Origin of the sequence: Ruegeria sp. HKCCA0370, assembly GCF_013033705.1 — a bacterium.
Taxonomy (GTDB): Bacteria; Pseudomonadota; Alphaproteobacteria; order Rhodobacterales; family Rhodobacteraceae; genus Ruegeria.
In genome coordinates, this window is record NZ_WQEP01000001.1 from 49,536 (window position 1) to 74,333 (window position 24,798).

Annotated in this window: 31 protein-coding genes and 1 other RNA gene; 16 read left to right on the forward strand and 16 right to left on the reverse strand. The window is 58.9% G+C overall.

Annotation, left to right across the window (positions count from 1 at the left end; genetic code table 11):
- Nucleotides 1-3: 3 nt before the first annotated feature.
- The 4 genes from GOW31_RS00240 to GOW31_RS00255 form a co-directional block, all read right to left on the reverse strand.
- A complete protein-coding gene (locus GOW31_RS00240) occupies nucleotides 4-924 on the reverse strand; it encodes a DUF2927 domain-containing protein (RefSeq protein WP_171167076.1) in 921 nt (306 codons plus the stop codon).
- A gap of 49 nt (nucleotides 925-973) precedes the next feature.
- On the reverse strand, nucleotides 974-2,164 hold the full coding sequence (locus tag GOW31_RS00245; protein ID WP_171167078.1) for a toxic anion resistance protein: 1,191 nt from the start codon (nucleotides 2,162-2,164) through the stop codon (nucleotides 974-976).
- A 29-nt stretch (nucleotides 2,165-2,193) separates the two neighbouring features.
- Nucleotides 2,194-3,108 carry a 5-bromo-4-chloroindolyl phosphate hydrolysis family protein gene (locus GOW31_RS00250; RefSeq protein ID WP_171167080.1) on the reverse strand — a complete coding sequence of 305 codons (915 nt, stop codon included), beginning with the start codon at nucleotides 3,106-3,108 and terminating at the stop codon, nucleotides 2,194-2,196.
- A 175-nt stretch (nucleotides 3,109-3,283) separates the two neighbouring features.
- Nucleotides 3,284-4,099, reverse strand: a complete 816-nt coding sequence (locus GOW31_RS00255) for a pseudouridine synthase (RefSeq protein WP_171167082.1) — start codon at nucleotides 4,097-4,099, stop codon at nucleotides 3,284-3,286.
- 62 nt (nucleotides 4,100-4,161) lie between these two features.
- Here GOW31_RS00255 and GOW31_RS00260 point away from each other — a divergent pair, with 62 nt between their 5' ends.
- On the forward strand, nucleotides 4,162-4,626 hold the full coding sequence (locus tag GOW31_RS00260) for a nucleoside deaminase (RefSeq protein WP_171167083.1): 465 nt from the start codon (nucleotides 4,162-4,164) through the stop codon (nucleotides 4,624-4,626).
- A gap of 15 nt (nucleotides 4,627-4,641) precedes the next feature.
- On the opposite strand, the gene GOW31_RS00265 is transcribed toward GOW31_RS00260, so the two are convergent.
- Entirely contained in the window at nucleotides 4,642-5,334 is a 693-nt protein-coding gene (locus GOW31_RS00265) for a metal-dependent hydrolase (protein WP_152458771.1), read from the reverse strand.
- A gap of 60 nt (nucleotides 5,335-5,394) precedes the next feature.
- On the opposite strand from GOW31_RS00265, the gene GOW31_RS00270 reads away from it, so the two are divergent.
- Nucleotides 5,395-6,066: a ceramidase domain-containing protein gene (locus tag GOW31_RS00270; protein WP_171167085.1), complete on the forward strand. Its 672-nt coding sequence runs from the start codon at nucleotides 5,395-5,397 to the stop codon at nucleotides 6,064-6,066.
- Nucleotides 6,067-6,137: 71 nt separating this feature from the next.
- Here the strand turns inward: GOW31_RS00270 and GOW31_RS00275 are convergent, their stop codons facing one another.
- Together GOW31_RS00275 and GOW31_RS00280 are read right to left on the reverse strand one after the other, a co-directional pair.
- Nucleotides 6,138-6,701, reverse strand: coding sequence for a DUF4202 domain-containing protein (locus GOW31_RS00275; protein ID WP_171167087.1), 564 nt, complete (start codon nucleotides 6,699-6,701; stop codon nucleotides 6,138-6,140).
- Between the two features lie 156 nt (nucleotides 6,702-6,857).
- On the reverse strand, nucleotides 6,858-7,016 hold the full coding sequence (locus tag GOW31_RS00280; RefSeq protein ID WP_171167089.1) for a hypothetical protein: 159 nt from the start codon (nucleotides 7,014-7,016) through the stop codon (nucleotides 6,858-6,860).
- Nucleotides 7,017-7,244: 228 nt separating this feature from the next.
- On the opposite strand from GOW31_RS00280, the gene gatC reads away from it, so the two are divergent.
- The 5 genes from gatC (at nucleotide 7,245) to rnpB (ending at nucleotide 10,951) form a co-directional block, all read left to right on the forward strand.
- Entirely contained in the window at nucleotides 7,245-7,532 is a 288-nt protein-coding gene (gene gatC / locus GOW31_RS00285) for an Asp-tRNA(Asn)/Glu-tRNA(Gln) amidotransferase subunit GatC (RefSeq protein ID WP_171114750.1), read from the forward strand.
- Between the two features lie 3 nt (nucleotides 7,533-7,535).
- Complete coding sequence (gatA, locus tag GOW31_RS00290; RefSeq protein ID WP_171167091.1) at nucleotides 7,536-9,023, forward strand: Asp-tRNA(Asn)/Glu-tRNA(Gln) amidotransferase subunit GatA; 1,488 nt, start codon at nucleotides 7,536-7,538, stop codon at nucleotides 9,021-9,023.
- A 38-nt stretch (nucleotides 9,024-9,061) separates the two neighbouring features.
- Entirely contained in the window at nucleotides 9,062-9,766 is a 705-nt protein-coding gene (locus GOW31_RS00295; RefSeq protein WP_171167093.1) for a hypothetical protein, read from the forward strand.
- Nucleotides 9,717-10,427 (forward strand): N-acetylmuramoyl-L-alanine amidase, encoded by a 711-nt coding sequence (locus tag GOW31_RS00300; protein WP_253283897.1) that lies wholly within the window; start codon nucleotides 9,717-9,719, stop codon nucleotides 10,425-10,427. Before GOW31_RS00295 ends, GOW31_RS00300 begins: the two co-directional genes overlap by 50 nt.
- Nucleotides 10,428-10,551: 124 nt before the next feature.
- Nucleotides 10,552-10,951: RNase P RNA component class A (rnpB, locus tag GOW31_RS00305), an RNA gene on the forward strand.
- Nucleotides 10,952-10,957: 6 nt separating this feature from the next.
- Here rnpB and GOW31_RS00310 read toward each other — a convergent pair.
- The 3 genes from GOW31_RS00310 to GOW31_RS00320 form a co-directional block, all read right to left on the reverse strand.
- Nucleotides 10,958-11,290 carry a GYD domain-containing protein gene (locus GOW31_RS00310; RefSeq protein WP_171167095.1) on the reverse strand — a complete coding sequence of 111 codons (333 nt, stop codon included), beginning with the start codon at nucleotides 11,288-11,290 and terminating at the stop codon, nucleotides 10,958-10,960.
- 67 nt (nucleotides 11,291-11,357) lie between these two features.
- Entirely contained in the window at nucleotides 11,358-12,200 is an 843-nt protein-coding gene (locus tag GOW31_RS00315; protein WP_171167097.1) for a DUF2182 domain-containing protein, read from the reverse strand.
- Nucleotides 12,201-12,213: 13 nt separating this feature from the next.
- Nucleotides 12,214-12,849, reverse strand: a complete 636-nt coding sequence (locus GOW31_RS00320) for a DUF1326 domain-containing protein (RefSeq protein ID WP_171167099.1) — start codon at nucleotides 12,847-12,849, stop codon at nucleotides 12,214-12,216.
- Between the two features lie 278 nt (nucleotides 12,850-13,127).
- Between GOW31_RS00320 and GOW31_RS00325 the strand changes: the two genes are divergently transcribed.
- Both GOW31_RS00325 and rpmG read left to right on the forward strand, forming a co-directional pair.
- Nucleotides 13,128-13,835 carry a DUF533 domain-containing protein gene (locus GOW31_RS00325; RefSeq protein WP_171167101.1) on the forward strand — a complete coding sequence of 236 codons (708 nt, stop codon included), beginning with the start codon at nucleotides 13,128-13,130 and terminating at the stop codon, nucleotides 13,833-13,835.
- Between the two features lie 127 nt (nucleotides 13,836-13,962).
- The gene (rpmG, locus tag GOW31_RS00330; RefSeq protein ID WP_037309480.1) at nucleotides 13,963-14,130 is read left to right on the forward strand and encodes a 50S ribosomal protein L33; all 168 of its coding nucleotides are present in this window, start codon (nucleotides 13,963-13,965) and stop codon (nucleotides 14,128-14,130) included.
- Nucleotides 14,131-14,205: 75 nt separating this feature from the next.
- On the opposite strand, the gene GOW31_RS22160 is transcribed toward rpmG, so the two are convergent.
- Nucleotides 14,206-14,340: a hypothetical protein gene (locus tag GOW31_RS22160; protein ID WP_256367471.1), complete on the reverse strand. Its 135-nt coding sequence runs from the start codon at nucleotides 14,338-14,340 to the stop codon at nucleotides 14,206-14,208.
- Between GOW31_RS22160 and GOW31_RS00335 the strand changes: the two genes are divergently transcribed.
- The gene (locus GOW31_RS00335) at nucleotides 14,339-14,845 is read left to right on the forward strand and encodes a hypothetical protein (RefSeq protein ID WP_171167102.1); all 507 of its coding nucleotides are present in this window, start codon (nucleotides 14,339-14,341) and stop codon (nucleotides 14,843-14,845) included. The genes GOW31_RS22160 and GOW31_RS00335 overlap by 2 nt on opposite strands.
- A gap of 136 nt (nucleotides 14,846-14,981) precedes the next feature.
- On the opposite strand, the gene GOW31_RS00340 is transcribed toward GOW31_RS00335, so the two are convergent.
- Together GOW31_RS00340 and GOW31_RS00345 are read right to left on the reverse strand one after the other, a co-directional pair.
- Nucleotides 14,982-15,761, reverse strand: a complete 780-nt coding sequence (locus tag GOW31_RS00340; RefSeq protein WP_171114763.1) for a Bax inhibitor-1/YccA family protein — start codon at nucleotides 15,759-15,761, stop codon at nucleotides 14,982-14,984.
- A 184-nt stretch (nucleotides 15,762-15,945) separates the two neighbouring features.
- Complete coding sequence (locus GOW31_RS00345; RefSeq protein ID WP_254443802.1) at nucleotides 15,946-16,104, reverse strand: DUF1127 domain-containing protein; 159 nt, start codon at nucleotides 16,102-16,104, stop codon at nucleotides 15,946-15,948.
- A gap of 175 nt (nucleotides 16,105-16,279) precedes the next feature.
- On the opposite strand from GOW31_RS00345, the gene GOW31_RS00350 reads away from it, so the two are divergent.
- Complete coding sequence (locus GOW31_RS00350; RefSeq protein ID WP_171114768.1) at nucleotides 16,280-17,161, forward strand: LysR family transcriptional regulator; 882 nt, start codon at nucleotides 16,280-16,282, stop codon at nucleotides 17,159-17,161.
- A gap of 6 nt (nucleotides 17,162-17,167) precedes the next feature.
- Here GOW31_RS00350 and GOW31_RS00355 read toward each other — a convergent pair whose 3' ends face one another.
- Nucleotides 17,168-18,124: an NADPH:quinone oxidoreductase family protein gene (locus GOW31_RS00355; RefSeq protein ID WP_152458750.1), complete on the reverse strand. Its 957-nt coding sequence runs from the start codon at nucleotides 18,122-18,124 to the stop codon at nucleotides 17,168-17,170.
- A 339-nt stretch (nucleotides 18,125-18,463) separates the two neighbouring features.
- Between GOW31_RS00355 and GOW31_RS00360 the strand changes: the two genes are divergently transcribed.
- The 3 genes from GOW31_RS00360 (at nucleotide 18,464) to GOW31_RS00370 (ending at nucleotide 21,116) form a co-directional block, all read left to right on the forward strand.
- On the forward strand, nucleotides 18,464-18,835 hold the full coding sequence (locus GOW31_RS00360; protein ID WP_152458749.1) for a helix-turn-helix domain-containing protein: 372 nt from the start codon (nucleotides 18,464-18,466) through the stop codon (nucleotides 18,833-18,835).
- Nucleotides 18,836-18,875: 40 nt separating this feature from the next.
- On the forward strand, nucleotides 18,876-19,667 hold the full coding sequence (gene hisN, locus GOW31_RS00365) for a histidinol-phosphatase (RefSeq protein WP_171167104.1): 792 nt from the start codon (nucleotides 18,876-18,878) through the stop codon (nucleotides 19,665-19,667).
- 114 nt (nucleotides 19,668-19,781) lie between these two features.
- The gene (locus GOW31_RS00370; RefSeq protein WP_171167105.1) at nucleotides 19,782-21,116 is read left to right on the forward strand and encodes an 8-oxoguanine deaminase; all 1,335 of its coding nucleotides are present in this window, start codon (nucleotides 19,782-19,784) and stop codon (nucleotides 21,114-21,116) included.
- On the opposite strand, the gene guaD is transcribed toward GOW31_RS00370, so the two are convergent.
- Nucleotides 21,113-22,399 carry a guanine deaminase gene (gene guaD, locus GOW31_RS00375; RefSeq protein ID WP_171114775.1) on the reverse strand — a complete coding sequence of 429 codons (1,287 nt, stop codon included), beginning with the start codon at nucleotides 22,397-22,399 and terminating at the stop codon, nucleotides 21,113-21,115. The genes GOW31_RS00370 and guaD overlap by 4 nt on opposite strands.
- 135 nt (nucleotides 22,400-22,534) lie before the next feature.
- Between guaD and mgtE the strand changes: the two genes are divergently transcribed.
- Nucleotides 22,535-23,929 carry a magnesium transporter gene (mgtE, locus tag GOW31_RS00380; protein WP_171167108.1) on the forward strand — a complete coding sequence of 465 codons (1,395 nt, stop codon included), beginning with the start codon at nucleotides 22,535-22,537 and terminating at the stop codon, nucleotides 23,927-23,929.
- Complete coding sequence (locus tag GOW31_RS00385) at nucleotides 23,926-24,483, forward strand: 5-formyltetrahydrofolate cyclo-ligase (protein WP_171114779.1); 558 nt, start codon at nucleotides 23,926-23,928, stop codon at nucleotides 24,481-24,483. Before mgtE ends, GOW31_RS00385 begins: the two co-directional genes overlap by 4 nt.
- Nucleotides 24,484-24,486: 3 nt before the next feature.
- Here the strand turns inward: GOW31_RS00385 and GOW31_RS00390 are convergent, their stop codons facing one another.
- On the reverse strand, nucleotides 24,487-24,714 hold the full coding sequence (locus GOW31_RS00390; RefSeq protein WP_371813678.1) for a DUF333 domain-containing protein: 228 nt from the start codon (nucleotides 24,712-24,714) through the stop codon (nucleotides 24,487-24,489).
- Between the last annotated feature and the right edge of the window lie 84 nt (nucleotides 24,715-24,798).

Below are 24,798 nucleotides of genomic sequence, written 5' to 3' on the forward strand. Positions count from 1 at the left end.
GGGTCAGAGCGACTGCCCCATCAATTCATGTGCGATAATTCGTACAATGGGTCGCGCTTCATCAACGCCTACGCCGGGCTGCAAGCGTGGGTCGTACAACATCGTCAGCAGTTTTTCGTCGTGACTGGTCAGTAAGGCAAATTCGTCATCATCGTTGAAAATCGAAGGTCGCGCTGCCGGGCTGTCATTGGACAAACCAAGACCCTGAGCAATTTCTTCGTGAATGCAGCTTTGGCGACCCAAATCCGTCAATTCCGCCCGAATGAGGGACACGGCACGTACGTATCTGTGCGGTGATGAGGTCGTTGCCGATGCAAACACCAGACAGTCGAAATTTGCACGTGGATTGGCCACCAGATTCAGCGAGTCCTGACTGATATTCGGGATCAGCTGTTTGAGGCGGGATACGACATAGGCGCTGTCATCCTTGCCTGCAAAAAAGACATGGAAATTGGCGTTGCGGGAGACAACGGAAACCGGATGATCGGTCAATCTGGCCAGTCGGGTTGCAAAGGACCGCACCTGATCTGCATCTTTCTGCCGTGCAGAGGGAAGCACGGAGGGCCCGAACTCGGTCTGTATGCGGACAGAGCCGGACCATCGGCTGAGTTGCCCGTCCGTCTGACGCGAGCCAACCGAGACGCTCTGCGTCGGATACTCGCTGTAGAACGCAATCGCTTCGAAATTTCGCGCCAGATCGTCGGCATCATAGGGGGTGTCCGGGCCACCCCCATCGGTGCGCAAAAGCCCCCGCACCAGCAAGTCCCGTTCAACCCGCTGATAAAAACGCGCCAGATCCTGACTTGCGGCCGACGGTGGCACATAGGCATTGGCTGCCACGGGTGCGGGTGTCGGGCGAGGTTGCGGAACAACAGATGACGTCAGCGTCTCGTCGCAATTGGCCAGAGCCAAAAGCGATACCACCCCTAAGGTCCCTTTCAAGTAACCGAAGGCCCGCACGCCGATCCCGCCCTTAGCCGGGAACCGCCGTACCGGCAGTGTCGCCGGTTCCGTCGCGGCGCGCCTTGGCGGCCGCCAAAGTGTCGCGCAGTTCCTTTTCCATCTTCTGCAACTCGGCTTCGGCTGCGGCGCGTTTGGCCTTGCCCTCGTCGGCAATGGCAAGGCTTTCGTTGATGGTGCCAATCAGGTCGGCATTGGCCTGCTTGACCGCTTCGATGTCGAACACGCCGCGCTCCATCTCTTGGCGGATCATCTTGTTCGATTCGCGAAGGTTGGCCGCATTCGAAGTCAAAAGCTCGTTCGTCAGGTCGTTGGCATCCCGCACCGCGGCGGCGGCTTCGGCGCTGCGTTGTATCGTAACCGCTTGGGCCAGCTGCGTTTCCCACAGCGGGACCGTGTTCACCAGTGTCGAGTTGATCTTGGTGACCAGCGATTTGTCGTTTTCCTGAACCAAGCGGATCGACGGCAGCGACTGCATCGTGACCTGTCGTGTCAGTTTCAGGTCATGAACCCGGCGTTCTAGGTCGTCACGCGCCGCACGGATGTCACGCAGTTCCTGTGCCTTCATCACTTGCTGGTCTTCTGGAGCGGCCTGAACTTCGGCTTCCTTTTCAGGGATGTCGTGGCTGTCCAGCTCGGTCAGCTTCTCTTCGCCCGCAGCGATGTACAGCGCCAGTTCGTCATAAAAGCCCAAGGTCTTCTCATAAAGCAGATCCAGAGATTTGATATCCTTGAGCAGCGTATGCTCATGCCCCAGAAGATCGTCGGTAATGCGATCGATCTGGCCCTGAACCTCTTCGTATTGCGCTGTGAATTTTGCAAACGGTGCAGCCCTGCCCAACAGTTTCTCCCACCAGCTGCGCTCGCGCCGCACGTCAAGTTCACTGACCGAGAAACCGCGGATTGTGGTCACGATATTACGCAGGCTGTCTCCGGCCGGGCCGACATCCTTGTTGCGCACATCCGCAAGCATGGCCTGGCTGATTTCCTGCAGCTCGGCCTGAGCGGACGAGCCAAACGCGACAATCGAATTGGTGTTGTCCATGTCGATTTCATTCATCCGCTTGCGAATTTCGGCGCTGACGGGTTCGTCGGCTTCCTCCAACGACACGACTTCGGCTTGCGGTTCGGGTAGGGAAACTGCGGTGACTTCCTGTACCAGAGTCTCGGCCTGAACTGCCTTGTTCTTGATCTCATCGGACATGGGTATGTTCCTCGCTCAAATATGGCCGGTCAGTCCAGCCGGACGCCTTCGCGCTGCAATCTTTCACGCAACACGTCGATTTCGACCGTCAGATCACTGCGGTCATCCAATAGCATTTTCCGCGTACGCGCGGCAAAATTCTGTTCCAGATCGTCCAGAAGGGCGGAATAGTCGGCCAGTGCCTGCGCGTCGCGGGTGCGCGCATAGACATCAGCAAATTTGACAGTCGCATCACGCGCGCCCTGTAGATACACAGTCAGATATTTTCTTGCGCCGGCCAGATCGCGGGGGTCTTCCTCGACCGTGCGGAACAGGTCACGTGCGGTGTCCTGAAATCGCTCGACCCGGGCTTCGACACGTCGATCGCCCGCGCGTTTTATGGCATCCGTCATTTCCGACAAGTGTTTCTCGGCATCATCGACCACGCGCGCCACTCGGTCTTGCTGAAAGGTGTCGACCCCCTCCATGCCCTTGTTCTTCATCGGATCAAGCCCGAATGAGACAGAATGCAGAGCGGTCGCTGCCACGCCAAACAGCGCGGGGGCCAACAGGCTGACCTGCGCTGCTGCTTCAGCGTCCAGAAACTCGGATCTGTAAGACGCAAGGCCTGCGCCAAGGCCTGTGAGAACACTGGCAAATATCTTGCGCGGAAAAGCAGGGCGTCGGGCGGTTTTGCGGGCATTGTACGCGGCCTCAGCTCTCAGACCTTCTCGCAGCAAGAATGCGGCCGCCGTCAGAAAACCAGCGGCGACCAGCCCCAGCGTCATGCCAATCGCGCCGTCGTTCAGGGACAGAAACACCAAAGGAATGGCGGGTAGAAACAGAATATTCGCACGTGCGCCAGCGGGCTCGACCCGTGCGCCGTCAAACTGACCTTTGGGCAGTGGGGTGTTTTCCGATTCATCTCCCTGTGGGCTGTATTTGCCGCCAAACCGCTTTGCCATGGCTTATAGACCTCCGAGCAAACCAGTGCAGACGCCAAACAACAGCACCAACAGCACAGCGTAGGCCAGTTTTTGCACTCCGCTTCCGGACATCACGCCCCCCAAATAGCAGCTTTCACTGAAAATTTAGGGTATGCGCGGGCTTAGCGCTAGGGGGAAGGTTGCCGAACCCACATCACTTACGGGGATTCTTGCCGATCTGAGGTCGTTTTCTTTTGGGTCGTGACGGGCGTTTGGGCGGGTTGCCGGGCTTGTCTTCGGCGTCCAGACCCAGCTGGTCCCGCATCACCCTGCGACGGACTTCTTCGACCTCGCCCTGTTTCAACGTCCCAAGCTGGAAGGGGCCGTAGGACACCCGCAACAGACGATTCACGGTAAAACCGATATCTTCCATCGCGCGGCGGATTTCGCGGTTCTTGCCTTCGCGCAAACCGATCGTCAGCCAGGCATTTGCGCCCTGCTGGCGATCCAATGAGACGGTCATTGGCTGGAACCGTTCTCCCTCGATCACCAGCCCCTTGCGCAGCGGTTCGAAATCTTCGTCCTTCGGGCGACCGTTCACCCGCACGCGGTACTTCCGCAACCAGCCGGTCGAGGGCAGTTCCAGCTTGCGCTTGATGCCGCCATCGTTGGTCAACAGCAGCAATCCTTCGGAATTCAGATCCAACCGACCGACGCTCATTACCCGTGGCATGTCGTCGGGCAGCTTGTCGAATATTGTCTCTCGTCCTTTTTCGTCGCGGGTCGTCGTCACCAACCCGGCGGGTTTGTGATACAGCCACAGACGCGACGGTTCCGGTTCCGAGACCGGCCTGCCGTCGACTGCGATCTTGTCTTTCGCGGTCACGTTCAGGGCGGGGCTGTCGATGGTCTTGCCATTCACTGCCACTCGGCCCGCTTCTATCATGCGTTCAGCCTCGCGCCGGGACGCTACGCCAGCGCGGGCCAGGACTTTGGCGATCCGATCGCCGGGGGGTGGGGTCTTGTTCATGTCAGGGCCATACCGCATCCCGGGCGCTTGCGAAAGGCGGGTTTCTGCGGCAGTCAGGGGGCATGGTATTCAAATCGCATATGCAACAGGCCCTGGCCGAGGCGCGCGCAGCCGCTGACCGCGGCGAGGTGCCCGTGGGGGCCGTTGTCGTCGGACCGGACGGAGCGGTCGTGGCCGTGGCCGGAAACCGGACGCGCGAGTTGAATGACCCCACGGCCCATGCGGAAATCATGGCCTTGCGTGCAGCCTGTGCGCAGGCGGGCTCTGAACGGCTGCCGGATCATGATCTCTACGTCACGTTGGAGCCTTGCGCGATGTGCGCCGCGGCCTTGGCGGCCGCGCGCATCCGGCGGATCTATTACGGTGCGGCAGACCCCAAATCCGGGGGCGTGGCGCATGGCGCGCGCGTGTTTTCGCATGCACAGGCGCATCACGTGCCCGAAGTCTATGACGGGATTGCAGGCGAAGAGGCTGCCGCGCTTTTGAAGGCCTTCTTCGAAGCGCGCCGCCAGGACAAGCCGGGCTGACGCGCTGCTCTGTCGTCAGACGGTGATGGCTTTCATGACTTCAGGTTCGATCACGTCGACCCCGGGCAACCCGTCGATCAATGCCTGTGCGGATTGTTCCAGAATGGGGAACGTCTTGTAGTGACATGGGATGACCGTCTTGAAGTCGAAGTACCGTTTCGCGGCATAGGCGGCGGCTTTCATATCCATGGTGAAATGCCCGCCGGCCGAAAGGATGCCGATATCGGGCTTGTAGTAATCCCCCATCCATTCCATGTCGGCCATGATGTCGGTATCGCCCGAGACGTAGAGCATACGCCCCTCGGCCGCGATCATGAAGCCGACTTCACTGCCGCCGGTGCGCAGACCGTCCGGTGTTGAAAAAGTCGAGCTGTGAGAGGCCGGTACCATTGTCACCATGACGCCGTTCAGGTCGACGGTGCCGCCTTTGTTGAAACCAATGGTCTCAATGCCTTCCGCTTCGCTCCAGTATCCCATCAGGTCATACTGTCCGACAACGGGGATTTTCAGGTGCTTTGCCAGGGGAAGTACATCGGCCACGTGGTCAAAATGCGTGTGGGTCAAAAGAATGTGGGTCGCCCCTTCCAGCACGGCATCATGTCGATCCTCGGGCAAGACCGGGTTGCCGGTCAGCCACGGGTCGATCAACAGAACCTGCCCCTGCGTTTCAATGCGAAAACTGCCATGGCCCAGCCAGATAATGTTCATTCCGGAATTCCTCTCAAGTCTTGTTTTGGCTCCAGCCTAGCATCGGCTATGTAAATTTCCATGGACTGGATTCGAGAAATTGATGGCTATTGTGAACGCGTGTCGCCGGATTATTGGGCCGAGCCGATCAACGCGATCACGAACGCTGCTTTTCTGATTGCCGCATGGATCATGTGGCGGCGCGTGCGCGATCAGGACATGCCGCTGGCCAAGGGTCTGGTCGTGATTTTGGCCATGATCGGGGTCGGAAGCTATCTGTTTCACACCCATGCCCGGGTTTGGGCTGCTTTGGCGGATGTGGCGCCGATCCTGCTGTTCATATTGGTCTATATATTTGCGGTGAACCGCGACATCTGTCGCATGTCGTCCGGAATGGCGATCTGCGGTACGATTCTGTTTCTTCCCTATGCGGCGCTCGTTGCGCCCCTGTTCCAGCTTGTGCCGGGGCTTGGCGGGTCGGCGGTTTACGCGCCGGTCCCTTTGTTGATCCTGATCTATGCGTTCCTGCTGCGGGGCCAAGACATGATCCTGGCCAAAGGGATGACAATCGGGGCCTTGATCCTGATTCTGTCGATCACGTTCCGGGCGCTGGATTTGCTTATTTGCGGGCAATGGCCAATGGGGACGCATTTCATGTGGCATATCCTGAATGCCATAATGCTGGGATGGATGATCGAGGTGTATCGCGCAGCTCTTGTCAGGGGCCGTTTCGGTAAAGGCCCGGCGCCTTGACGCGCGGGAGGATCGCTTGTGTCCTCCGAGCCTCGTGACGAGTAGGTCAACGAAACCGCCCTGGTCCGCTCCTAGTTCTGAAAGGCTGCGGCCAGATGGTCGGGCAGATCAAATTCGTTCAACACCCGAGCGCGGCCTTCGGGCGACATCTTGCGGGCTGTTTTTTCAACGATGCTCTGGATTTTCTCGGCCGAGTGTTTTGCGGCAAAGGGCTGGAAATACCATTTCAGAAACACAAAGCAGATCACGTCTTCCAACGCCTGCACTTCCGCGTCCCGCTTGATGCCCTGTTTGCGCAACATGCGCCCTGCGGCCTCGACCTGTTGTGAATCGTAACCTTCGCGGGTCATCAACCCCATGACCACGTCGGCATGGTGTTCGCCCTGCGCCTTGCGCCATGACAGGTATCCAACCCGGCCTTCGGGATATTCACTGCGGGCAAGTTTCCAACGTTCCACATGCTGCCCGCGCGCGGCGATTTGAAGGGCGTCGGAAGCGTCCGGAAACAGGCGGCCCAGCTCGGCACTCATGCGTTCGCCATACAACAGCGCCGCGGGGCGGCCCTCATCTTGGTTGGGGTCATTTGCATTGGCTGCGTCGATTGCGTCCAGAACCGCTTGTTTTTGCGCGCTCATCATCTGCTCCACTGGCTTGCCTGAACTACGAAACCTCGGCGCAGTTCTGTTCTGTATTCGACGTTATGCTAACGGCTTGCTCTGGGATGTGCATCCTCGAAAATGAAAAACAGCCGGGTCAGAGAGGGGATATCTGACCCGGCCAGGACCTGCGCGTTATTTGGCAGGTTTAACCTGATCCTGCGTGACCGGTTCCGTGATAGGGGACGGGAAGGTCAACGTGCGTGTCAGGTTGCTTGTGTCGATACCCAAAGCCATGGCCGGTGCGGCCAAAATCGTGGCGGACAAGACTGCGGCTGTTATCAGGGGTTTCATGTTTTTTCTCCGGTTTGCGTTATGTCGCATAAATAAAATGAACAGTACAGTTTAGTTTTCAAGATCGATAATGAACTATTCGGTTTACTTTTTTGCATACCAGTCATTCAGTTTTGAATGGCCTCAGAAGAGGGGGGAGTTCCAAACTCGGACCTGCCCAAGGCACCCCGGTCTTGCGACTGCCGCTACAGACGGGTAAACGCCCCCTAACGTAGATGAGGGAAGCCGATGTCGATTGACCAAAGCACCGCCGCCAAAGTGGCCAAACTGGCCCGGATCAAGGTCGAGGATGACGCGCTGCCGGCGCTGGCATCCGAGTTCAACACCATCCTTGGGTTCATCGAACAGCTGAACGAAGTGGATGTGGAAGGTGTCGAGCCGATGGTTTCGGTCACACCCATGCGCCTCAAGCGTCGTCAGGACGAAGTCACCGATGGCAATCAGCAGAACAAGATTCTGGCCAACGCCCCCGACGCCCGCGAAGGGTTCTTCGCAGTCCCCAAAGTGGTGGAGTAAGACATGAGCGATCTGAACAAATTGGGCCTGGCCGAGGCCCGCGACGCGTTGCGAGCCGGCGACGTCACCTCTGTTGAGCTGACAGAAGCCTGCTTGAAAGCCATTGATGAAGCAGATGCGCTGAACGCATTCGTCCACAAGACGCCCGAGATCGCGATGGAGCGCGCCAAGGCCGCGGATGAACGGATCAAGGGTGGGGACGCTCCGTCAATGTGTGGCCTGCCGATCGGCATCAAGGACCTGTTCTGCACCAAGGGCGTGCCGTCACAAGCCGCGTCGGGCATTCTTGAAGGATTCAAGCCGGAATACGAATCCACCGTGTCACAGCAACTGGCTGACGCAGGCGCCGTCATGCTGGGCAAGCTGAACATGGACGAATTCGCCATGGGCTCGTCCAACGAAACATCGGTCTATGGCAATGCCGTCAGCCCTTGGCGTCGTGGCAACGATGATACGCAGCTGACGCCGGGTGGCTCGTCCGGCGGGTCGGCAGCGGCCGTTGCTGCCGATCTGTGCCTTGCGGCAACGGGCACCGATACCGGCGGTTCCATCCGCCAGCCCGCGGCTTTTGTCGGCATCACCGGCATCAAGCCGACTTATGGTCGCTGCTCTCGTTGGGGCATTGTTGCCTTTGCATCCTCGCTGGATCAGGCCGGGCCGATGACCAAGAACGTCCGCGACGCCGCGATCATGCTGGAAACCATGTGCGGTCATGACGCCAAGGATTCGACCAGTGCGGACCTGGCCGTCCCGAATTTCGAAGCGATGCTGACCGGAGACATCAAGGGCAAGAAGATCGGTATCCCCAAGGAATACCGCATGGACGGCATGCCCGCCGAGATCGAAAAGCTCTGGGCCGACGGTGCCGCGATGCTGAAGGATGCGGGGGCCGAGATCGTCGATATCTCGCTGCCGCACACCAAGTATGCGCTGCCTGCCTACTATGTGATCGCCCCGGCCGAGGCGTCTTCGAACCTCGCCCGCTATGACGGTGTCCGCTATGGGCATCGTGCGCAGTTGGCGCAGGGGGATGGCATCACCGAGATGTATGAAAAGACCCGCGCCGAGGGCTTTGGTCACGAAGTGCAGCGCCGGGTCATGGTCGGTACATACGTGTTGTCGGCTGGTTTCTACGACGCCTACTACAACCGTGCCCGCAAGGTGCGCACGCTGATCAAGAAAGACTTCGAAGACGTGTTCGCGGCCGGGGTCGACGCCATCCTGACCCCGGCAACCCCATCGGCAGCCTTCGGTCTGGGCGAAATGACCGAAGCAGATCCAGTTCAAATGTATTTGAACGACGTCTTTACAGTGACCGTGAACCTGGCCGGTTTGCCCGGTATCTCGGTCCCCGCAGGGCTGGACACACAAGGCCTTCCGCTGGGATTGCAACTGATCGGGCGTCCTTGGGAAGAAGGCGACCTGCTCAATACCGCCTATGCGCTGGAAAACGCGGCCGGTTTTGTGGCCAAGCCCGGGAAATGGTGGTAAGCCTCGGGCAACTGAAGCACTAGACACGGAGCCAAACAATGCGCGTTTTGCTTTTGGTCCCCGCTCTTGCACTGGCAGCTGCGTGCACGGATGTCGCGCCGCTGACCAGCACGGGTTTCAACACGCCTGAATACCAGGCCCAGCGCGAGGCTCAATTGGCAGGTCAGGGCGTGGCCGGCAACCCTCTGCTGGCCCCGGTCGAAGTTTCACAACAACCGCTGGGCGCCCCGGGTACGGCGCCTGTTGCCACGGGTGAAAACGCGGATATCGCCAACCAGGCCGCGGCGGCATTGGCCAGCACATCTGGCCAAAACTCAGCCGCGGTTACGGCGGTTCCCGTGGCGAACACTGGCGCGATTTCGGATGAACAGGATTTTGCCGTCGTGTCCGAACGCCGTAGCATCGAATCCGACGCCGCCCGGATCGAGCAGAACCGCCAGACGTATGAACTCGTGGCCCCGACGGCAGTGCCCGAGCGCACGGCGAGCGGCCAGACAAACATTGTGCAATACGCGCTGAGCACGTCCAATCCGGTAGGTGTGCAACTTTACAGCCGGTCCGGTTTCAACCTTCAGGCCAAGGCTCAGAGGAACTGCGCGCAATTCCCATCCCCTGATCAGGCTCAGATCGAGTTTCTGTCCAATGGCGGCCCCCAGCGCGACCGCAAAGGTCTGGACCCGGATGGGGATGGCTATGCGTGTGGCTGGGACCCGAGCCCGTTCCGCAGTGCCGTCAGCAACTGACCCCCTGAACCCGATCTGGCATCCGTCACCCAATTTTGGTGAGCGCCGAGATGGTCTGACACCATCCTTGATCGTGATCCATTACACGGCGATGGACAGCGCGCAGGCGGCTTTGGATCGTCTGTGCGACCCAAAGGCCGAAGTCTCGGCCCATTACCTGATCGGCAATGATGGCACGCTGTGGCAGATGGTGCGCGAAGAAGACCGGGCTTGGCACGCGGGTGCCGGAGAATGGCACGGTCAGACCGACATCAACTCTCGTTCCATAGGCATCGAGCTGGACAACGCCGGCAAGCATCCGTTCCCCGAACCCCAGATGCATCGGCTGGAACAGCTGTTGCGCCAGATAATGCACCGTTGGGCCATCTTGCCAAACGGTGTTATCGGCCATTCGGACATGGCGCCTGGGCGCAAATTTGACCCCGGTCCGCGATTTGACTGGTTGCGGCTCGAGCGCAACTTGCTGGCCACGCCCCGCGGATATGCCGCTGGTCCGCAAACTGCATCAAAGGGCCAGTTCCGAAATCTGGCTCAGGCTGCCGGTTTCAGCGCTGATGTAGACGATGATACGCTGTTGCATGCCGTCCGCCTTCGATACCGCCCATGGGGCAGGGGGCCTTTGCAGCAAGCCGACCTTGCACCGTTGATCCCGCACTCCTGATCCGCCCTTCATCTGGCTGAAAATATCCCGGGGTTGAATTGGCCGCAGGCCAAGAAGGGGCTGGCCCCTTCTCTGAACCATCCACCCTTGACGCCGCCGACCGCAGAGCCTACCCAACCCACGCGCGGAGGGCCGGATGGCCGCTGGGGTCGCAAGGCCCGAGAGGAAAGTCCGGACTCCACAAGACAACGGTGCCGGGTAACGCCCGGGCGGGGTAACCCGACGGAAAGCGCCACAGAAATCAGACCGCCCGGAACTTTGGTTCAGGGTAAGGGTGAAACGGTGGGGTAAGAGCCCACCGCGCCCCTGGCAACAGGGGCGGCACGGCAAGCCCCACCGGGAGCAATGCCAAATAGGGTCCCGGCGCGGGCCGGTCGGCGCAAGCCGATACCGCCGCTAGGCACGTCTTGGCCGAGAGGGACCGGGTTGGCAGCTTGAGCCGCGCAGCAATGCACGGCCTAGAGGAATGGTCATCGAAGGGGGTAACCCCGGAACAAGATCCGGCTTACAGGCCCTCCGCGCGTATTCGCCTATCCTCCGGGCGGCGTGTAGGAATCGGTCAGCGCCGCCGCTTTCTCTGTTATCGACGTGAACTCGTCTGCGGTCCAGGCGCGGACGGTTTCGATGTTCGTCACTGCACCCGACGCGGCGACAGCCATGCCAACGGCCACGGCGTCTGTCCCATCTGGGGCTTCGCTGATCACAACCACGTCGTTGCTGCCGGTTGTCATGTAGAAGGACAGCAGCCTGCCGCCTACTTTTTCCAGCAGAGCCTTCACCGGACCGGTGCGGTTCTCGGGCTTTTGCAACATGCCTTTGACACCGGCTTGCGAGTAAGATGCGTAAGTAATGAAAATGGGCATTGATACCTCCTGTTGCGTCAAATCGTTTTTGGGTCTTCAAGTCAGCCGACCCCGGGGCCGTTCAAAATCAGGTGCCGGAAAACAACGGTGCCGTGATGAACCAGAGGCCAGCGCCGATCAGCGCAAAACCTGTTACCGGCACAAGCCACCGGGCCCCGGGCAAAAGTTTTTCCAGCGCGACATAGGCGGCAATTCCGACAATCCAGTAGAGGTTCATGATCCCTCCGACGAAAAGCAGCAGCATCAGTGCCCAGCAGCATCCCAGACAATACGTGCCGTGCAGGATACCGGTGCGGAAAGCACCGAATGTTCCGGGTCGGTTGTGATCGGCCAGGAAACGTGCGGGGCTCTGACAGTGGCGCAGGCATGCGTTTTTCAAAGCTGAAAACTGATAGGCGCCAGCCGCCAGCAGAACGCTGCCTGCGAAGACACCCGAACTGATCGTCATCATCGGCCCGTCGGACAACCCGATTTGTTCCAACCCCCATTGCAATGCGGTTGCAATCAGGCTGAACGCCCCCCAGGCCACCAGATAGCCGGATAAAAACCACAGGCTGAACGCAACCGTCCGGTGCTTTTCAGGCCCTGTCCGCTTGACCGCGATGAACAGAAGAACGGCAGGCGCAGCGCTTGGGGTCATCATGGCGATCATCATGACCCACCACATCAGAAAAATCAGCAAGGCATAGCTTGCGCTCCACGCTGCTGCCGGGCCCATTTGCATGGGATCTCCGACAGGGCCGGCCATCCGGGTCATCTCGACCGCGGACATGTTCATCCCGACGCCAGCTATCGTGTACCAGGTTGCACCGAGGATGATCAGAAGAACGCTTCCCAGAACAATCGCGCTGTCCTGTCTCAGCAACCACTCAACCGTCCCGCCCCGGGGCGATGCGTTCTGCTTGGTCATGGGTGTTCTCTGCTTATGCGCCCAAGACGCCATGGCCCGAGATGTTCAGATGCGCCAGATGAGCATGGGTTGCGTCAAAGGTCAGCCGGATCTGACCACCCGTCGTTGTCGCACTGCCTGATGCCGCTTCGGCATGGCGGTATTCAAAGCCGTTCGGCAACTGTATCGACGCGCGGTGAGGTGCGCCCGATACGATATGAGGGATCGGATTGACCTCAACATCGAAAACTCCGGCAACCTTGGCGTATCCGCTGCGCTCGTCACGGTTCCAGTCCAGTTCAATCGGAACAAACAGCGTTTCATGTTTCAAAGGCGCCATGGCGCTGAAGACATACCAGAACGTGGCCATTTCATCCGTATCCTGACCGGTCATGATCGCTTGCAACGCGGCACGCTGTTCAGCTGTTGCGCTTTCATCAATGATCAGCTGCATCTGACCGTTACCTTCATGAATTGGTCCCGGCCAATGATAGACACCTGCCGCCCGAAGACCGCCCAGATCAGTGTCACCGTAGTGACCGCTTTGAATGTCAAAGACCACAACCGCCTCGCAATTGCCGTGTGACGGAAGTACGCTGAACTGACACGGGCAACCAAAGTTGCAATTGCAATTGGCCAGTTCTTCGGCCTGAATAGCCCATTCTGTCATGATAGCCCCCCAAGAAAAGTCGCATAAAACAACTCTGCTCGTTGCGGGTTGAACCCATTCACGCTGCCTCGGCCTTCGAGCCTGAATTCGGCTTCTTGGATGGGCGAACCTATCACGAATCCGTGATATGTACAAACAAGACCGCAAATTACATGCCTTCTTTGGGCTTTATCATGTGCCGGGCTATGGGCCGGTCGCGTTCAGGTTGAGCACGGTATTCGGGATTGCATTCGGCTGTTAGACTTTCGGAACCAATTTGAAGATATGGGAGGTTGATTATGAGCTTTATGAAAACACTGGCGTCCGTGGCCATTGGTTTTGCTGCGGCCAAGGGTATGGAAAAATATCAGAAGATGGGCGGCATGGCTGGGCTGCAAGACATGATGCAAGGCGCCGGCGGTGGTTTTGGCGCGGATCAGCTGGGCAAAATGGCAGAACAATTTGGCCTGCCCGGTGGCGCGTCAGGCTTGCAGGACATGATGAGCAAGATGGGGGTTGGCGGCAGCACAGCCGGAGCCGCTGGTTTGGGTGGGTTGTTGAACGCCATGCAAGGGGCCGCCAAAACTGCCAATCAACACACAGGTGACATGATGGAAACCGTGTTCGGCGGCACGCCCGCGGGTGCAGCGATGGAAGTGCAGGCAAAACTCATGCTGCGCGCAATGATTCAGGCTGCCAAGGCAGATGGTGAACTGGACGAACAGGAAAAGGAAATCATCCTGGGTGAATTGGGCGATGATGTCAGCGAGGAAGAGCGCGCATTCGTGCAAGAGCAGCTGAACGCACCGATTGACGTCATGGGATTGGCGGCTGATTCTGGTGCGCCGCTCAAGACGCAGATCTATGCAACTTCCCTGGCTGCGATCCGTCTGGACAACGTGCGCGAGGCATCTTACCTGCGGCAATTGTCCACCGCTCTGGGTCTTTCCGACGCGGAAAGAGACCAGATTCACACGTATATGGGCGCGCCAACCCTGCCTAGTTGAACCTGCACCAGATTCCTGTGCCTGTATGATCCGATTGGCCTTGACATAGGCGGTGCAGCGCGTAAAAGCGCACGCTCATAGGAATTCAACCGAAAGGCCCCTGCCTTTTCGGACGCAGGAGATAACCATGGCGAAGCCGACGACAATCAAGATCCGTCTGAACTCGACCGCGGGCACGGGCCACTTCTATGTGACCAAGAAGAACGCGCGCACCATGACTGAGAAAATGACCATTCGTAAATACGACCCGGTCGTTCGCAAGCATGTCGAGTACAAGGAAGGCAAGATCAAGTAATCTGCCATTCCATATGGAAATTCCGGAAAAGGGCTCTGTTGCACAGAGCCCTTTTTCAGTTCCGGTTTCCTGATTTCAGCGGATGGCAAGCTGCGGCAGTCCGTTGCAGTGGCGCATCAGCGTTTGGGACAATCGCATCCCCTGCGGCTTGCTTTTTGTGGGAACCTGCAAGTACGCTTCAGCAAACCGCCACAAAATGTTGACCGCCATGAAAAAAATCTTGTTATCCACAATTGCCGTTCTGACCCTAGCGGCCTGTGAAGACCCGTTTAACCGCGAAGGTGTCGGGTTTACTGGAATCGATGGCGAACCGCGCACGATTTCGGACGTACCCGGTGCCGTCGCCTTTCTGCCAGACGCGACCAACGTTCCGGCAGAGTTGGCGGAACTGCGGACAGTCACGCTTTTGAGTGATGAGGTTGAGCCGTCCAAGGTGGCTTCGGTTGCAATAGACAATGGCGGGCAGACGCCAAACACGGCTGTTCAACTGCAAGGAAGCGACACAAACTTGTTCCTCAGCACTGTCAGTGTCAACGGCACCTTGTTTGGTGTGCTGCGCACGAGTTCGAACAGTGTGAAGGTCGACAATTCGATCGGTGTAGGCTTTGCGGAAGAAACAGAGCGTTTTACCGGCTGTCTGCCAGCTGGCGGTGTATTCCGCAAAGGAACCTCCGAGAAAAGTTCCGGCTTTGCCATCCCGCTGAACTGTAGCTGAACCCGATTACGTTCCAGTATCTCAAAGCCCCGCCTCGACGGCGGGGTTTTTCATTTCCGGGCAAAAGAAATCCGTCGCGCAAAAGAAAAGGGCCGGTCGTGGACCGGCCCTGAACCAATTCGGTTGTCGGCAAGGCCTATTCTTGCTGACCCATGAACATCAGCAGGAACTGGAACATGTTCAGGAACGAGATATACAGGCTCAGCGCGCCGTCGAAGGCGGCTTTGTCCAGCCATTCCTGATCGCCATGTGCAGCGTGGGCGACGTAAGTGTTCTTGATGTCCTGCGTATAGAACGCGGTCAGACCGGCAAAGATCAGGATGCCGATGGCCGAGATGGCCAGCATCATCACGCCGGATTGCAGGAACAGGTTGATGATCATCGCAACCAGCAGACCGATCACACCCATCATCAGGAAAGTGCCCATTCCGCTGAGGTTCCGCTTTGTGGTGTAGCCATACAGGCTGAGGCCAGCAAAGGCGATCGACGTCACCAGGAAGGTCTGGGTAATCGAGTAGGGCGTGAAGACCAGAAAGATCGAGCTCATCGAGATGCCCATCACGGCGGCAAAGACGAAGAAGCCAAGCTGAACTGTCGCGGCTGAGCCACGGCGCATCAGGGCACCCCATCCAAACAAGATGAAGGCCAGCGGAGCGAACATTACCACCCATTTCAGCGGCGACAGGAACAGCGCGCCGCCCAAGCTCGTCAGATAGCGGTCAGCGCCGATCTGAGCAACCGCGTTGCTTGGATCGCTGGTTACTGCCAGACCGGCAATAGCCCATGCCGCCAGTGCCGTGATCAGCATGCCGACGGACATCGTGCCGTAGACTTTGTTCATGTGGGCGCGCAGGCCCTGATCAATCTCGGCGGCGCGCGCGCCGGATGCCGTCCGGATCGTGTCGAATTGTGCCATCAAAGGGTCTCCCTAGTCGTCAAGTTAGAGCGCCCCGGCAGAGCGGGGCGGTTTTCCATCTAAATATCGGCAACAAGGGGCTGTGTTTCAAGAGATTCCGGGCGAAAACCGACTAAAACACGCAACAAAAATGCCAACAGGCGACTCAAAGTCGCCCATCGCCATAAAAATATGAGAGTCACAGTCACCTTTTCCAGAATTGAGGTGCGTCCCAGAAGAAGCGTTTTGCTTCTGCGGATGCTTCCTCGCGGGTGACTCCGATATCGTCCAGCACGGCAGCATCCAGTTGTGCCAGATTTCGCCGCTGTCTAGACAGTTCGAACGCTTGAGAGATCAGGGACACCAAGGAACGTTTGGCCGGTTTGCAAGGATTATGGATTGCGAGTTGCGTCATAACTTGTCCTTTCTGTATTCTCGATGGTTTTACTGGCTGATATCAATTTCCTTGATTGATATGGGTGAGTGTGACACATTTTAAAAACGAATATTTTTGATGGAACGCATAAGGAATCGTGAAGATGCGAAATCTGGACATTACAACCCTGCGGTCTTTCGTGGCGGTGGCGGATCAGGGCGGTGTAACCCGCGCCGCCGGATTTCTGCACCTGACGCAGTCTGCGGTGTCCATGCAGCTGAAGCGGCTGGAGGAGCTGCTGGGCCTGGAGTTGCTGGACCGAAGCGGCAGGACAATTGCCCTGACCGCATCCGGTGAGCAGCTGCTGGCCTACGCGCGCCGCATGATTGCCCTGAATGACGAGGTAATCTCAAAACTCACCGATCAGGCCTTTGAGGGCGAAGTGGTTCTGGGCGTTCCCCATGACATCGTCTACCCCGCGATTCCCCGGGTCCTGCAACGGTTCAACGCCGATTTTCCCCGCGTCAGGGTGCAGTTGGTGTCGTCCTATTCACTGCAATTGAAAGACATGTACAAGCGGGGCGAATGTGATGTGATCCTGACGACCGAACCGTCTTCGGCCGCTGGCGCAGAGACCATCGCAGAGCTGCCGTTGCGCTGGATCGGCGCGCCGGGCGGGTCCGCATGGCGCAAGCGTCCGTTGCCTCTGGCGCTGGGGCGGCGCTGCTTGTTCAGACCGCAGGTCATATCGGCGCTGGATGCGGCCGGAATACCGTGGGAGCTGTCCGTGGAAACCGAAAACGACCGTACCATAGAAGCCACGGTCAGTGCTGATCTTGCGGTTCACGCAATGCTGGACGGAACCGAGGCCGCACATCTTGAACAGATCGACTCGGGTGGGGCCCTGCCGGATTTACCTGCGCATATGATCAACCTCTACGGTGGCGAGCAGGGCCGGGATGCGGTTGTCGAAGCTCTGGCACAGTTGGTGCGTCAGAACTTCAGATTGCTGGGCGGTACCCAGTTGCGGGCCGTGGTTGGATGATCGCGATCAAGGCGTGATCACGATCTTGCCCGTGGATTTTCGCTCTTTCAGCAACTGCATTGCATGCGCGACATCTTCAAGGGGCAGGACGTGACTGATGTGCGGTTTTATCCTGCCCTCTGAATGCCACTTGAACAGGGTGTCGAAACTGTTGCGCACAGCTTCGGGGCGGAATTTCAGATAGCCGCCGATATACACCCCGATCACGGTCAGGTTTTTGACCAGCAGATGATTGGCCGGAATCTGCGGGATGTCGCCCCCGGCGAAGCCGATGGGCAGCAAACGCCCTTCGGGATTGGTGGCCCTGAATGCCGCCTTGAACACATCCCCGCCGATGACGTCATAGACGACATCCGCGCCACCCAGCGATTTGACCCGCTCGCGCAGGTCTTCGGAAGCATCGATCAGATGATCGGCACCAGCGGCACGGGCAACGGCAAGCTTGTTCTCGCCGCGCGCCTGCGCGATGACCGTGGCGCCCATGAGTTTGCCGATTTCGACGGCAGTCAGGCCGACACCTCCCGCTGCGCCGGTGACCAGAAGGGTTTCACCCGGTTGCAGGCGTGCCCTATGATCCAGGGCCATGTGACTGGTGGCATAAGCGATCTGGATGGCGGCGGCGTCTTCGAATCCGGTGTCGTCCGGCAGCACGATCGCACGATCCGCGTCGAATACACCGTACTCGGCCAACCCACCCTGACCGGAATAGACTGCGATCCGGTCGCCTGGGCTGAGCGTTGAAACGCCGGGCCCGACTGTCTCCACGATACCGGCGATCTCCATGCCCAGGGTGAATGGGGCAGGTGGCGTGTCCTGATACGCCCCCGTCTGCATCAGCAGATCGGCGAAATTCAGGCCGCAAGCTTTTATCGCGACCCGCACCTGGCCTTCGCCCGGCTCGGGTATTTTCACGTCACAAAGCTGGGCAGACGCCCCGTCGGATGGAATGCAATAGGCCCGCATATTGTTCCTCAAGAGTTTCCGACATAGGCGCGTGTGCCGTCAGAAAAGTCAATCCGTTTGCTGCGCGGGTGCAAAAGGCCCCCGATTTTGAAGGAGGATTCAGTTGCAGGAATACGGTTCTGTAAAGGCTTTGGGTAATACAACCACAAATCCCTGTCAGGGGCATTCGACTCAACCAGCTTGAAAAAAATCTCAAAACCGGCATTATAAACAATCAGTGCTGTAAACGGGGGGCGGTACAGTCCGTATTAGGGAGCGGTTAAGGGGAGCTCTCTAAAACTGCGATATCGGACGTCGCAAAATCCCGTGCAGATGTTTGTGTAGTATAGGAGAATACCAATGACTCATCACGTCGATGTCCATGTGGGCAAGCGCGTTCGGCATCGCCGCTGGCTGATTGGGATGACCCAGCAGCAGTTGGCGCAGCAAGTTGGTATCAAGTTTCAGCAAATCCAGAAATATGAGACCGGTGCCAACCGAATCAGCGCATCCCGCCTGTGGGACATCGCCGAGGCGCTGGATGTTCCGGTCAGCTTTTTCTTCGAAGGTCTGGAAGAAGCCCAGAAAGGCGATGCGGATAAGAAATCCGTCCCTGCCGACCTGATGGGTGACAAAGAGGCTTTGGATCTGGTGCGCTCTTACTATGCGATTCCGGAAAACCAGCGTCGCCGCCTGTTCGAGCTGGCGCGGGTTCTCAGCGACGTTGCCTGACTGACTTGACTTTGTCGCGGATTGCTCGCACCTCAGGGTCATGCAACTGACGACACAGAGCGATATCGAAATTGCCGAAGAAATGGCCGAAGCTGCGCGTGAGGCCATACTCCCCTTTTTTCGTCAAACAAATCTGGAAACCACGAACAAGCTGGCCGATGGGTTCGACCCGGTCACCGTGGCTGATCGTGCCGCTGAACAGGCGATGCGGGACGTTCTGGCGCGGCGGCGCCCGGATGACGGTGTGCTGGGCGAGGAGTTCGGCGCGCATACGGGCACCAGTGGCCGCACCTGGGTACTGGACCCCATCGATGGGACCCGCGGGTTTATCAGCGGCACGCCAACCTGGGGTGTTCTGATTGCGCTGAGTGATCAGGACGGGCCTTTTATGGGTGTAATCGATCAGCCGTATATCGGAGAGCGCTTTGTCGGATCGTCTTCCGGTGCTCACATGACCGGTCCGCAGGGCACCAGAAGAATGCAAACGCGCGATACCAGGGCGCTGGATCAGGCGACCTTGTTTACCACGTTCCCCGAGGTTGGAACCCCGAATGACCGCGCAGGGTTTCAGGCGGTGTCCGAGCAGGTGCAGCTGACGCGCTATGGAATGGATTGCTATGCCTATGCGCTTCTGGCTGCCGGTCAGGCGGATTTGGTGATCGAGGCGGGCTTGAACTCCTATGATATTCAAGCGCCGATTGCCGTTATTCAGGCGGCCGGCGGTATCGTGACCGATTGGCAGGGCGGCCCCGCACATCACGGCGGCCGGGCCCTGGCCGCGGCAAACGCTGACCTTCACGCCGCGGCGCTTGAGATACTCCGCCAATACTGAATTCTGTTGCCCGGCGCATCAAAGGCAACTACACCGGTGATGGCCGGTTCTTGCGCCCGTTTTCCACCGGCCGACGCACTTCTTGCATGAGACGGGCAGATGCAGGAGCGCGATATGACGGAAATCCTACTCAAGAATGCTGATCTGATCCTGACGATGGACGAGTCCCGGCAGGAATTGTCCAAGGCCGATATTTTGGTCCGCGACGGGCAGATTGCCCGGATCGGGCAGCGACTGGAAACACAGGGTGAGGTTCATGATGTTTCGGGCTGTCTGGTGACGCCCGGCCTGGTGAATACCCACCACCATCTTTACCAAACCCTGACACGGGCGGTGCCGGGCGGGCAGGATGCGTTGCTGTTTGGGTGGCTGCAAACGCTCTATCCGATCTGGTCGCGTTTCGGGCCGGAGGAAATGTTCACCTCGGCCCAGATCGGTTTGGCGGAACTGGCGCTGTCGGGGTGCACGCTCAGTTCCGATCACCTTTACCTCTATCCCAACGGCGCGCGGCTTGAGGATACGATCGCGGCGGCGTCCGAGCTGGGGATGCGGTTTCATCCGACACGCGGCGCGATGAGCATCGGCGAGAGCGATGGCGGTCTGCCGCCGGACCATCTGGTGGAAAAGGAGGCCGGCATTCTGGACGACATGGTACGTGTCGTGGATGCGTTTCACGACCAGTCGGAGGGGTCGATGTGCCGCGTTGGCCTTGCCCCGTGTTCACCGTTTTCCGTCAGCCGGGACCTGATGCGCGATGCGGCGTTGCTGGCGCGGGACAAGGGCGTGATGCTGCACACCCATCTGGCCGAGAATGATGAGGATATCGCCTATTCGCAGGCGCAATTCGGCTGCCGCCCGGGGCAATATGCCGAGGAATTGGGCTGGACCGGCCCGGATGTCTGGCACGCCCATTGCGTCAAGCTGGACGTGGCCGAGATTGATCTGTTCTCGCGCTCGGAAACAGGCGTGGCCCATTGCCCCTGTTCAAATTGCCGCCTCGGATCGGGTATCGCACCGGTGCGAGCGATGCGCGATGCGGGCGTCAAGGTCGGCCTCGGCGCCGATGGATCGGCCAGCAATGACAATGGCAACCTCATGCTTGAGGCGCGCCAGGCCATGTTGCTGCAACGGGTCGCCAATGGTGCAGATGCCATGTCGGCCCGCGAAGCGCTCGAGATCGCGACGCGCGGCGGAGCGGATGTGTTGGGACGTCCCGATTGTGGACGGCTGATGCCCGGAAAACGTGCCGATATTGCGGTGTGGGATACCCGCGGCATCGAAAGCGCGGGCAGTTGGGATCCGGCGGCGCTGCTTCTGGCGGGGCCGATGTCGGTGAAACACCTGTTCGTCGAAGGCCGCCAGATCGTACGTGACGGGCACATAACGACCATCGACCTGCCCCGCGTGATCGAACGCCAGAACACGCTTGCCCGGGCGTTGCAGGCCTAAGCCGCCTGCTGTCCGCCGATCCAGACCTCTGCCACGGCGCGATCATCGCCCATCATGATGGATGGGAAGATCGCTTCCCAAACGTCTTCTGCATGGGCCTCGCGCTGGGCGATGGCGGGGGTCGAGGCGAGGTCGATCACGACCAGATCCGCCTCCATCCCCCGGGTTATGTTTCCGATGCAGTCGTCCATGCGCAGGCTTCGGGCCGATCCGACCGTGCCCAACCACAGCAATTGCGCCGGATGCAGGGGACGACCGCGCAATTGGCCGATCTCATAGGCGGCGGCCATGGTGCGCAGCATCGAAAAGCTGGACCCGCCGCCGGTATCCGTGGCCAGACCGATCCGGTGGCCATCATGGATCAGCCCGTTCATGTCAAACAATCCCGATCCGATGAAGGTGTTCGACGTGGGGCAATGGATCAAAGAGGCATCGACCTCGCGCAGCCGATCCCGTTCCCGGTCTTCCAGATGGATGACATGGCCATACAGGCCGTTCTGGCCCAACAGGCCGAATTTCTCGTAGGTATCCAGATAATCCCTTGCATCAGGGAACAGGGATCGAACCCATTCGATTTCATCCGTTTGCTCGCTCAGGTGGGTTTGCATGAGACAATGGGGATGCTCGGCCCAAAGCGCGCCCATGGCCTCGAGCTGTTCCGGGGTTGACGTCGGTGAAAAGCGCGGCGTGATCGCATAGGACAAGCGGTCGACGCGATGCCATTTTTCCAGCAGGGCGGCGGATTGGTCGTAAGCCGTCTGCGCAGTGTCGCGCAGCCCTTCGGGCGCGTTCCGGTCCATGCAGGTCTTGCCGGCGACGACACGCTGCCCACGCTGTTGCGCCGCGGTGAAAAAGGCATCCACGCTTTCAGGGTGAATCGTGCAAAAACTGCACATGGTCGTGGTGCCGTGGGCGGTCGTCAGGTCCAGATACCGGTTGGCGATCTCGGTCGCATAGTCGAAATCGCCGAACTTCATCTCTTCCGGGAAGGTGTAGGTGTTCAGCCAGTCGATCAGCCGTTTGCCCCAGCTGGCGATCATCGCCGTCTGTGGATAATGCACATGCGGATCGACGAACCCAGCCATGATCAGGCGCGTTCCGTGATCCTTCGTGACTGCGTCAGGATGGGCTTTTTTCAGCGCATCGGCGGTGCCGACCTCTGCAATTCGCCCGTGTTCGATCACGACCGCTTCGTCCAGCCGGGTTGCCTCGGTCGGCTCTCCGTCGAAGGGTGATCCTGTGAAACTCAGAACACGCCCTTTCAAAAGCGTCTTTTGCGCCATTTTCCCTGTTCTCCACCTGTTTGGAACCGCACACCAGCATAGGCGGACGAAAGAAGTGGGTAAATCGGCGCATTGTCATTGTTTTCCGGTAGCTGCTTCTTCTATTTAGGGGCCAATCGCAAAAAGGGGCAGAGCATGACGACAGGCAGAGACGAAGCCGGACACGATCAGCCCCGGGATGAAGACGCCTATGCGTTGGACCCCAAGGCAGTTGCGGCGATCCTGTACGCGGTGGATATAGACGACCGCGACAAGCTGGTTGAGTTGATGGAGCCGCTGCACTCGGCCGACATTGCAGACCTTCTTGAACAGATCAATCCGTTTGACCGGGCGCGCCTGATCCGCCTGTACGACAAAGAGTTTGACGGCGACATCCTGTCTGAACTGGATGAATCGGTTCGTGAAGAGGTGATCTCGGTTCTGAACCCGGATGTTTTGGCCGAAGCCGTGCGCGAGATGGAAAGCGACGATGTCGTTGACCTGCTGGAAGACCTTGAGGAACCGCAGCAGGAAACCATTCTGGACGCATTGGAGGATTCCGAAAGGATCGCAGCCGAGCAGGCACTGTCCTACCCCGAGAACTCGGCCGGTCGTCTCATGCAGCGGGAAGTCGTTATGGCGCCCGAACATTGGAGCGTTGGGCAAGCCATCGACTTCATGCGCGCCAATGACGATTTGCCCGAGCAGTTCTATCACGTCGTTCTGGTCGATCCGCGCATGAAACCGGTTGCTCAGGTAACGTTGGGCAAGCTTATGGCGGCGCGGCGTGAAGTGCCGCTGATTGATCTGGCAGAAGAGGAGTTTCACATCATCCCCGTCGATCAGGATGAGGAAGACGTGGCTTATGCCTTCAACCAATATCACCTGATCTCGGCCCCGGTGGTGGACGCGGATGGCCGTTTGGTCGGTGTCATCACCATTGACGACGCGATGGTCGTTCTGGATGAAGAGCATGAAGAGGATATCCTGCGTCTAGCCGGTGTTGGCGACGAAAGCTCGCTGTCTGACAGCGTGGCGGCGACCAGCCGGCGAAGGTTGCCCTGGTTGGCGGTGAATCTGTGCACAGCGATCTGTGCCTCTTTGGTGATTTCTCAGTTCGAGGCTGCGATTGATCAACTGGTCGCGCTGGCCATTCTGATGCCGATCGTTGCGTCAATGGGCGGCAATGCGGGAACACAATCGCTCACCGTGGCGGTGCGTGCGCTGGCGACGCGCGACCTGACCAATGCAAACGTTATGCGAGTGATCCGACGGGAATTGCTGGTTGGCATGCTCAACGGGCTGTGCTTTGCCATCGTGTTGGGCACCGTCGGGATGCTGTGGTTCGATTCCCCGCTGCTGGGTGTCGTGATCGGGGCGGCCTTGGTCGTGAATATGATCATCGCCGGGTTCGCAGGTACGGTAGTACCTGTCTTGCTGGACCGCTTGGGCATCGACCCTGCGCTGGCATCGGGAACCTTTGTGACAACCACGACGGATGTCATGGGTTTCTTCATATTTCTTGGGCTTGCCAGCGTGGTGCTACTGTGACCGATCTGACCGACATCAAAGCCGCGGCGCGCAAAGCGGCCTTTGCCCGCCGCAAGGCCGCGTTTGATGCGCGCCTGCCGGGTGCAGCCGGGCGCTTGTCCGAGGTTCTGGCAGGCCATCGCGGCGTGCCCTTGTCAGGTTACATGCCGATCCGGACCGAGATCGACCCGGTGCCCGCGATGGCCGAAGCATCGGCTTATGGCCCGGTGGGTGTGCCTGTCATCCAGGCAGCCGGTCAGCCGCTGAAATTCTCTCGCTGGACGCCGGACGGTGTGCTCAAGGATGGCCCGTTCGGTGCAAAAGTGCCCCAGGTGGATGACTATTTCGACCCCGAAATTCTGATCGTTCCGCTCGTCGCCTTCGACGCAAATGGTGGCCGCCTGGGGTATGGCGGCGGGTTTTATGACCGAACGCTGGAAGGCTTGCGCGCCAAACGCCCGACGCTTGCCATCGGTTTTGCTTTTGATGCGCAAGAGGCTGCGGACCTGCCGCTCGAGCCAACCGACCAACCGCTGGACATGGTTGTCACGGAAAGCCGCGTGCTGACCTTCTAGCTGCTACTGTTCGAAATGGCTGCGCAAAAAGTCCCAGGCATCCACCTCGGTGCCGTCCTTCAGGATGCAGACGCCATAGACACTGCCGTCTTCGTTTTTACGAAGCTGGTAGGTCCCGTCGTTTTCGATGCAAAAGGTCGCGGCGGGATTGGGCATGGATGTCTTGGTGCCTTCGGCAGCGGCAGCAGTTGCCGCCAAAAGGCAGCCGGTCAGAACAATTGACGACTTCACGCAGAATTCCTTCTGTATTCAAGAGACGTATCGAAACATTGCCACGGCAGAATTTGATTTCAACCCCCAGTTCTGCCGTTAATT

What these genes read in the sequence shown, in the direction of transcription:
- GOW31_RS00250 (WP_171167080.1), bottom strand. Translation starts at nt 3,108, where the DNA reads ATGGCAAAGCGGTTTGGCGGCAAATACAGCCCACAGGGAGATGAATCG.
- GOW31_RS00260 (WP_171167083.1), top strand. Translation starts at nt 4,162, where the DNA reads ATGGTATTCAAATCGCATATGCAACAGGCCCTGGCCGAGGCGCGCGCA.
- GOW31_RS00310 (WP_171167095.1), bottom strand. Translation starts at nt 11,290, where the DNA reads ATGCCCATTTTCATTACTTACGCATCTTACTCGCAAGCCGGTGTCAAA.
- GOW31_RS00295 (WP_171167093.1), top strand. Translation starts at nt 9,062, where the DNA reads ATGCGCGTTTTGCTTTTGGTCCCCGCTCTTGCACTGGCAGCTGCGTGC.
- GOW31_RS00335 (WP_171167102.1), top strand. Translation starts at nt 14,339, where the DNA reads ATGAAAAAAATCTTGTTATCCACAATTGCCGTTCTGACCCTAGCGGCC.
- GOW31_RS00350 (WP_171114768.1), top strand. Translation starts at nt 16,280, where the DNA reads ATGCGAAATCTGGACATTACAACCCTGCGGTCTTTCGTGGCGGTGGCG.
- gatC (WP_171114750.1), top strand. Translation starts at nt 7,245, where the DNA reads ATGTCGATTGACCAAAGCACCGCCGCCAAAGTGGCCAAACTGGCCCGG.
- GOW31_RS00315 (WP_171167097.1), bottom strand. Translation starts at nt 12,200, where the DNA reads ATGACCAAGCAGAACGCATCGCCCCGGGGCGGGACGGTTGAGTGGTTG.
- GOW31_RS22160 (WP_256367471.1), bottom strand. Translation starts at nt 14,340, where the DNA reads ATGGCGGTCAACATTTTGTGGCGGTTTGCTGAAGCGTACTTGCAGGTT.
- GOW31_RS00270 (WP_171167085.1), top strand. Translation starts at nt 5,395, where the DNA reads ATGGACTGGATTCGAGAAATTGATGGCTATTGTGAACGCGTGTCGCCG.
- GOW31_RS00340 (WP_171114763.1), bottom strand. Translation starts at nt 15,761, where the DNA reads ATGGCACAATTCGACACGATCCGGACGGCATCCGGCGCGCGCGCCGCC.
- GOW31_RS00320 (WP_171167099.1), bottom strand. Translation starts at nt 12,849, where the DNA reads ATGACAGAATGGGCTATTCAGGCCGAAGAACTGGCCAATTGCAATTGC.
- GOW31_RS00300 (WP_253283897.1), top strand. Translation starts at nt 9,717, where the DNA reads ATGCGTGTGGCTGGGACCCGAGCCCGTTCCGCAGTGCCGTCAGCAACT.
- GOW31_RS00370 (WP_171167105.1), top strand. Translation starts at nt 19,782, where the DNA reads ATGACGGAAATCCTACTCAAGAATGCTGATCTGATCCTGACGATGGAC.
- GOW31_RS00325 (WP_171167101.1), top strand. Translation starts at nt 13,128, where the DNA reads ATGAGCTTTATGAAAACACTGGCGTCCGTGGCCATTGGTTTTGCTGCG.
- guaD (WP_171114775.1), bottom strand. Translation starts at nt 22,399, where the DNA reads ATGGCGCAAAAGACGCTTTTGAAAGGGCGTGTTCTGAGTTTCACAGGA.
- gatA (WP_171167091.1), top strand. Translation starts at nt 7,536, where the DNA reads ATGAGCGATCTGAACAAATTGGGCCTGGCCGAGGCCCGCGACGCGTTG.
- GOW31_RS00360 (WP_152458749.1), top strand. Translation starts at nt 18,464, where the DNA reads ATGACTCATCACGTCGATGTCCATGTGGGCAAGCGCGTTCGGCATCGC.
- rpmG (WP_037309480.1), top strand. Translation starts at nt 13,963, where the DNA reads ATGGCGAAGCCGACGACAATCAAGATCCGTCTGAACTCGACCGCGGGC.
- hisN (WP_171167104.1), top strand. Translation starts at nt 18,876, where the DNA reads ATGCAACTGACGACACAGAGCGATATCGAAATTGCCGAAGAAATGGCC.
- GOW31_RS00355 (WP_152458750.1), bottom strand. Translation starts at nt 18,124, where the DNA reads ATGCGGGCCTATTGCATTCCATCCGACGGGGCGTCTGCCCAGCTTTGT.
- GOW31_RS00255 (WP_171167082.1), bottom strand. Translation starts at nt 4,099, where the DNA reads ATGAACAAGACCCCACCCCCCGGCGATCGGATCGCCAAAGTCCTGGCC.
- GOW31_RS00280 (WP_171167089.1), bottom strand. Translation starts at nt 7,016, where the DNA reads ATGAAACCCCTGATAACAGCCGCAGTCTTGTCCGCCACGATTTTGGCC.
- mgtE (WP_171167108.1), top strand. Translation starts at nt 22,535, where the DNA reads ATGACGACAGGCAGAGACGAAGCCGGACACGATCAGCCCCGGGATGAA.
- GOW31_RS00265 (WP_152458771.1), bottom strand. Translation starts at nt 5,334, where the DNA reads ATGAACATTATCTGGCTGGGCCATGGCAGTTTTCGCATTGAAACGCAG.
- GOW31_RS00245 (WP_171167078.1), bottom strand. Translation starts at nt 2,164, where the DNA reads ATGTCCGATGAGATCAAGAACAAGGCAGTTCAGGCCGAGACTCTGGTA.
- GOW31_RS00275 (WP_171167087.1), bottom strand. Translation starts at nt 6,701, where the DNA reads ATGAGCGCGCAAAAACAAGCGGTTCTGGACGCAATCGACGCAGCCAAT.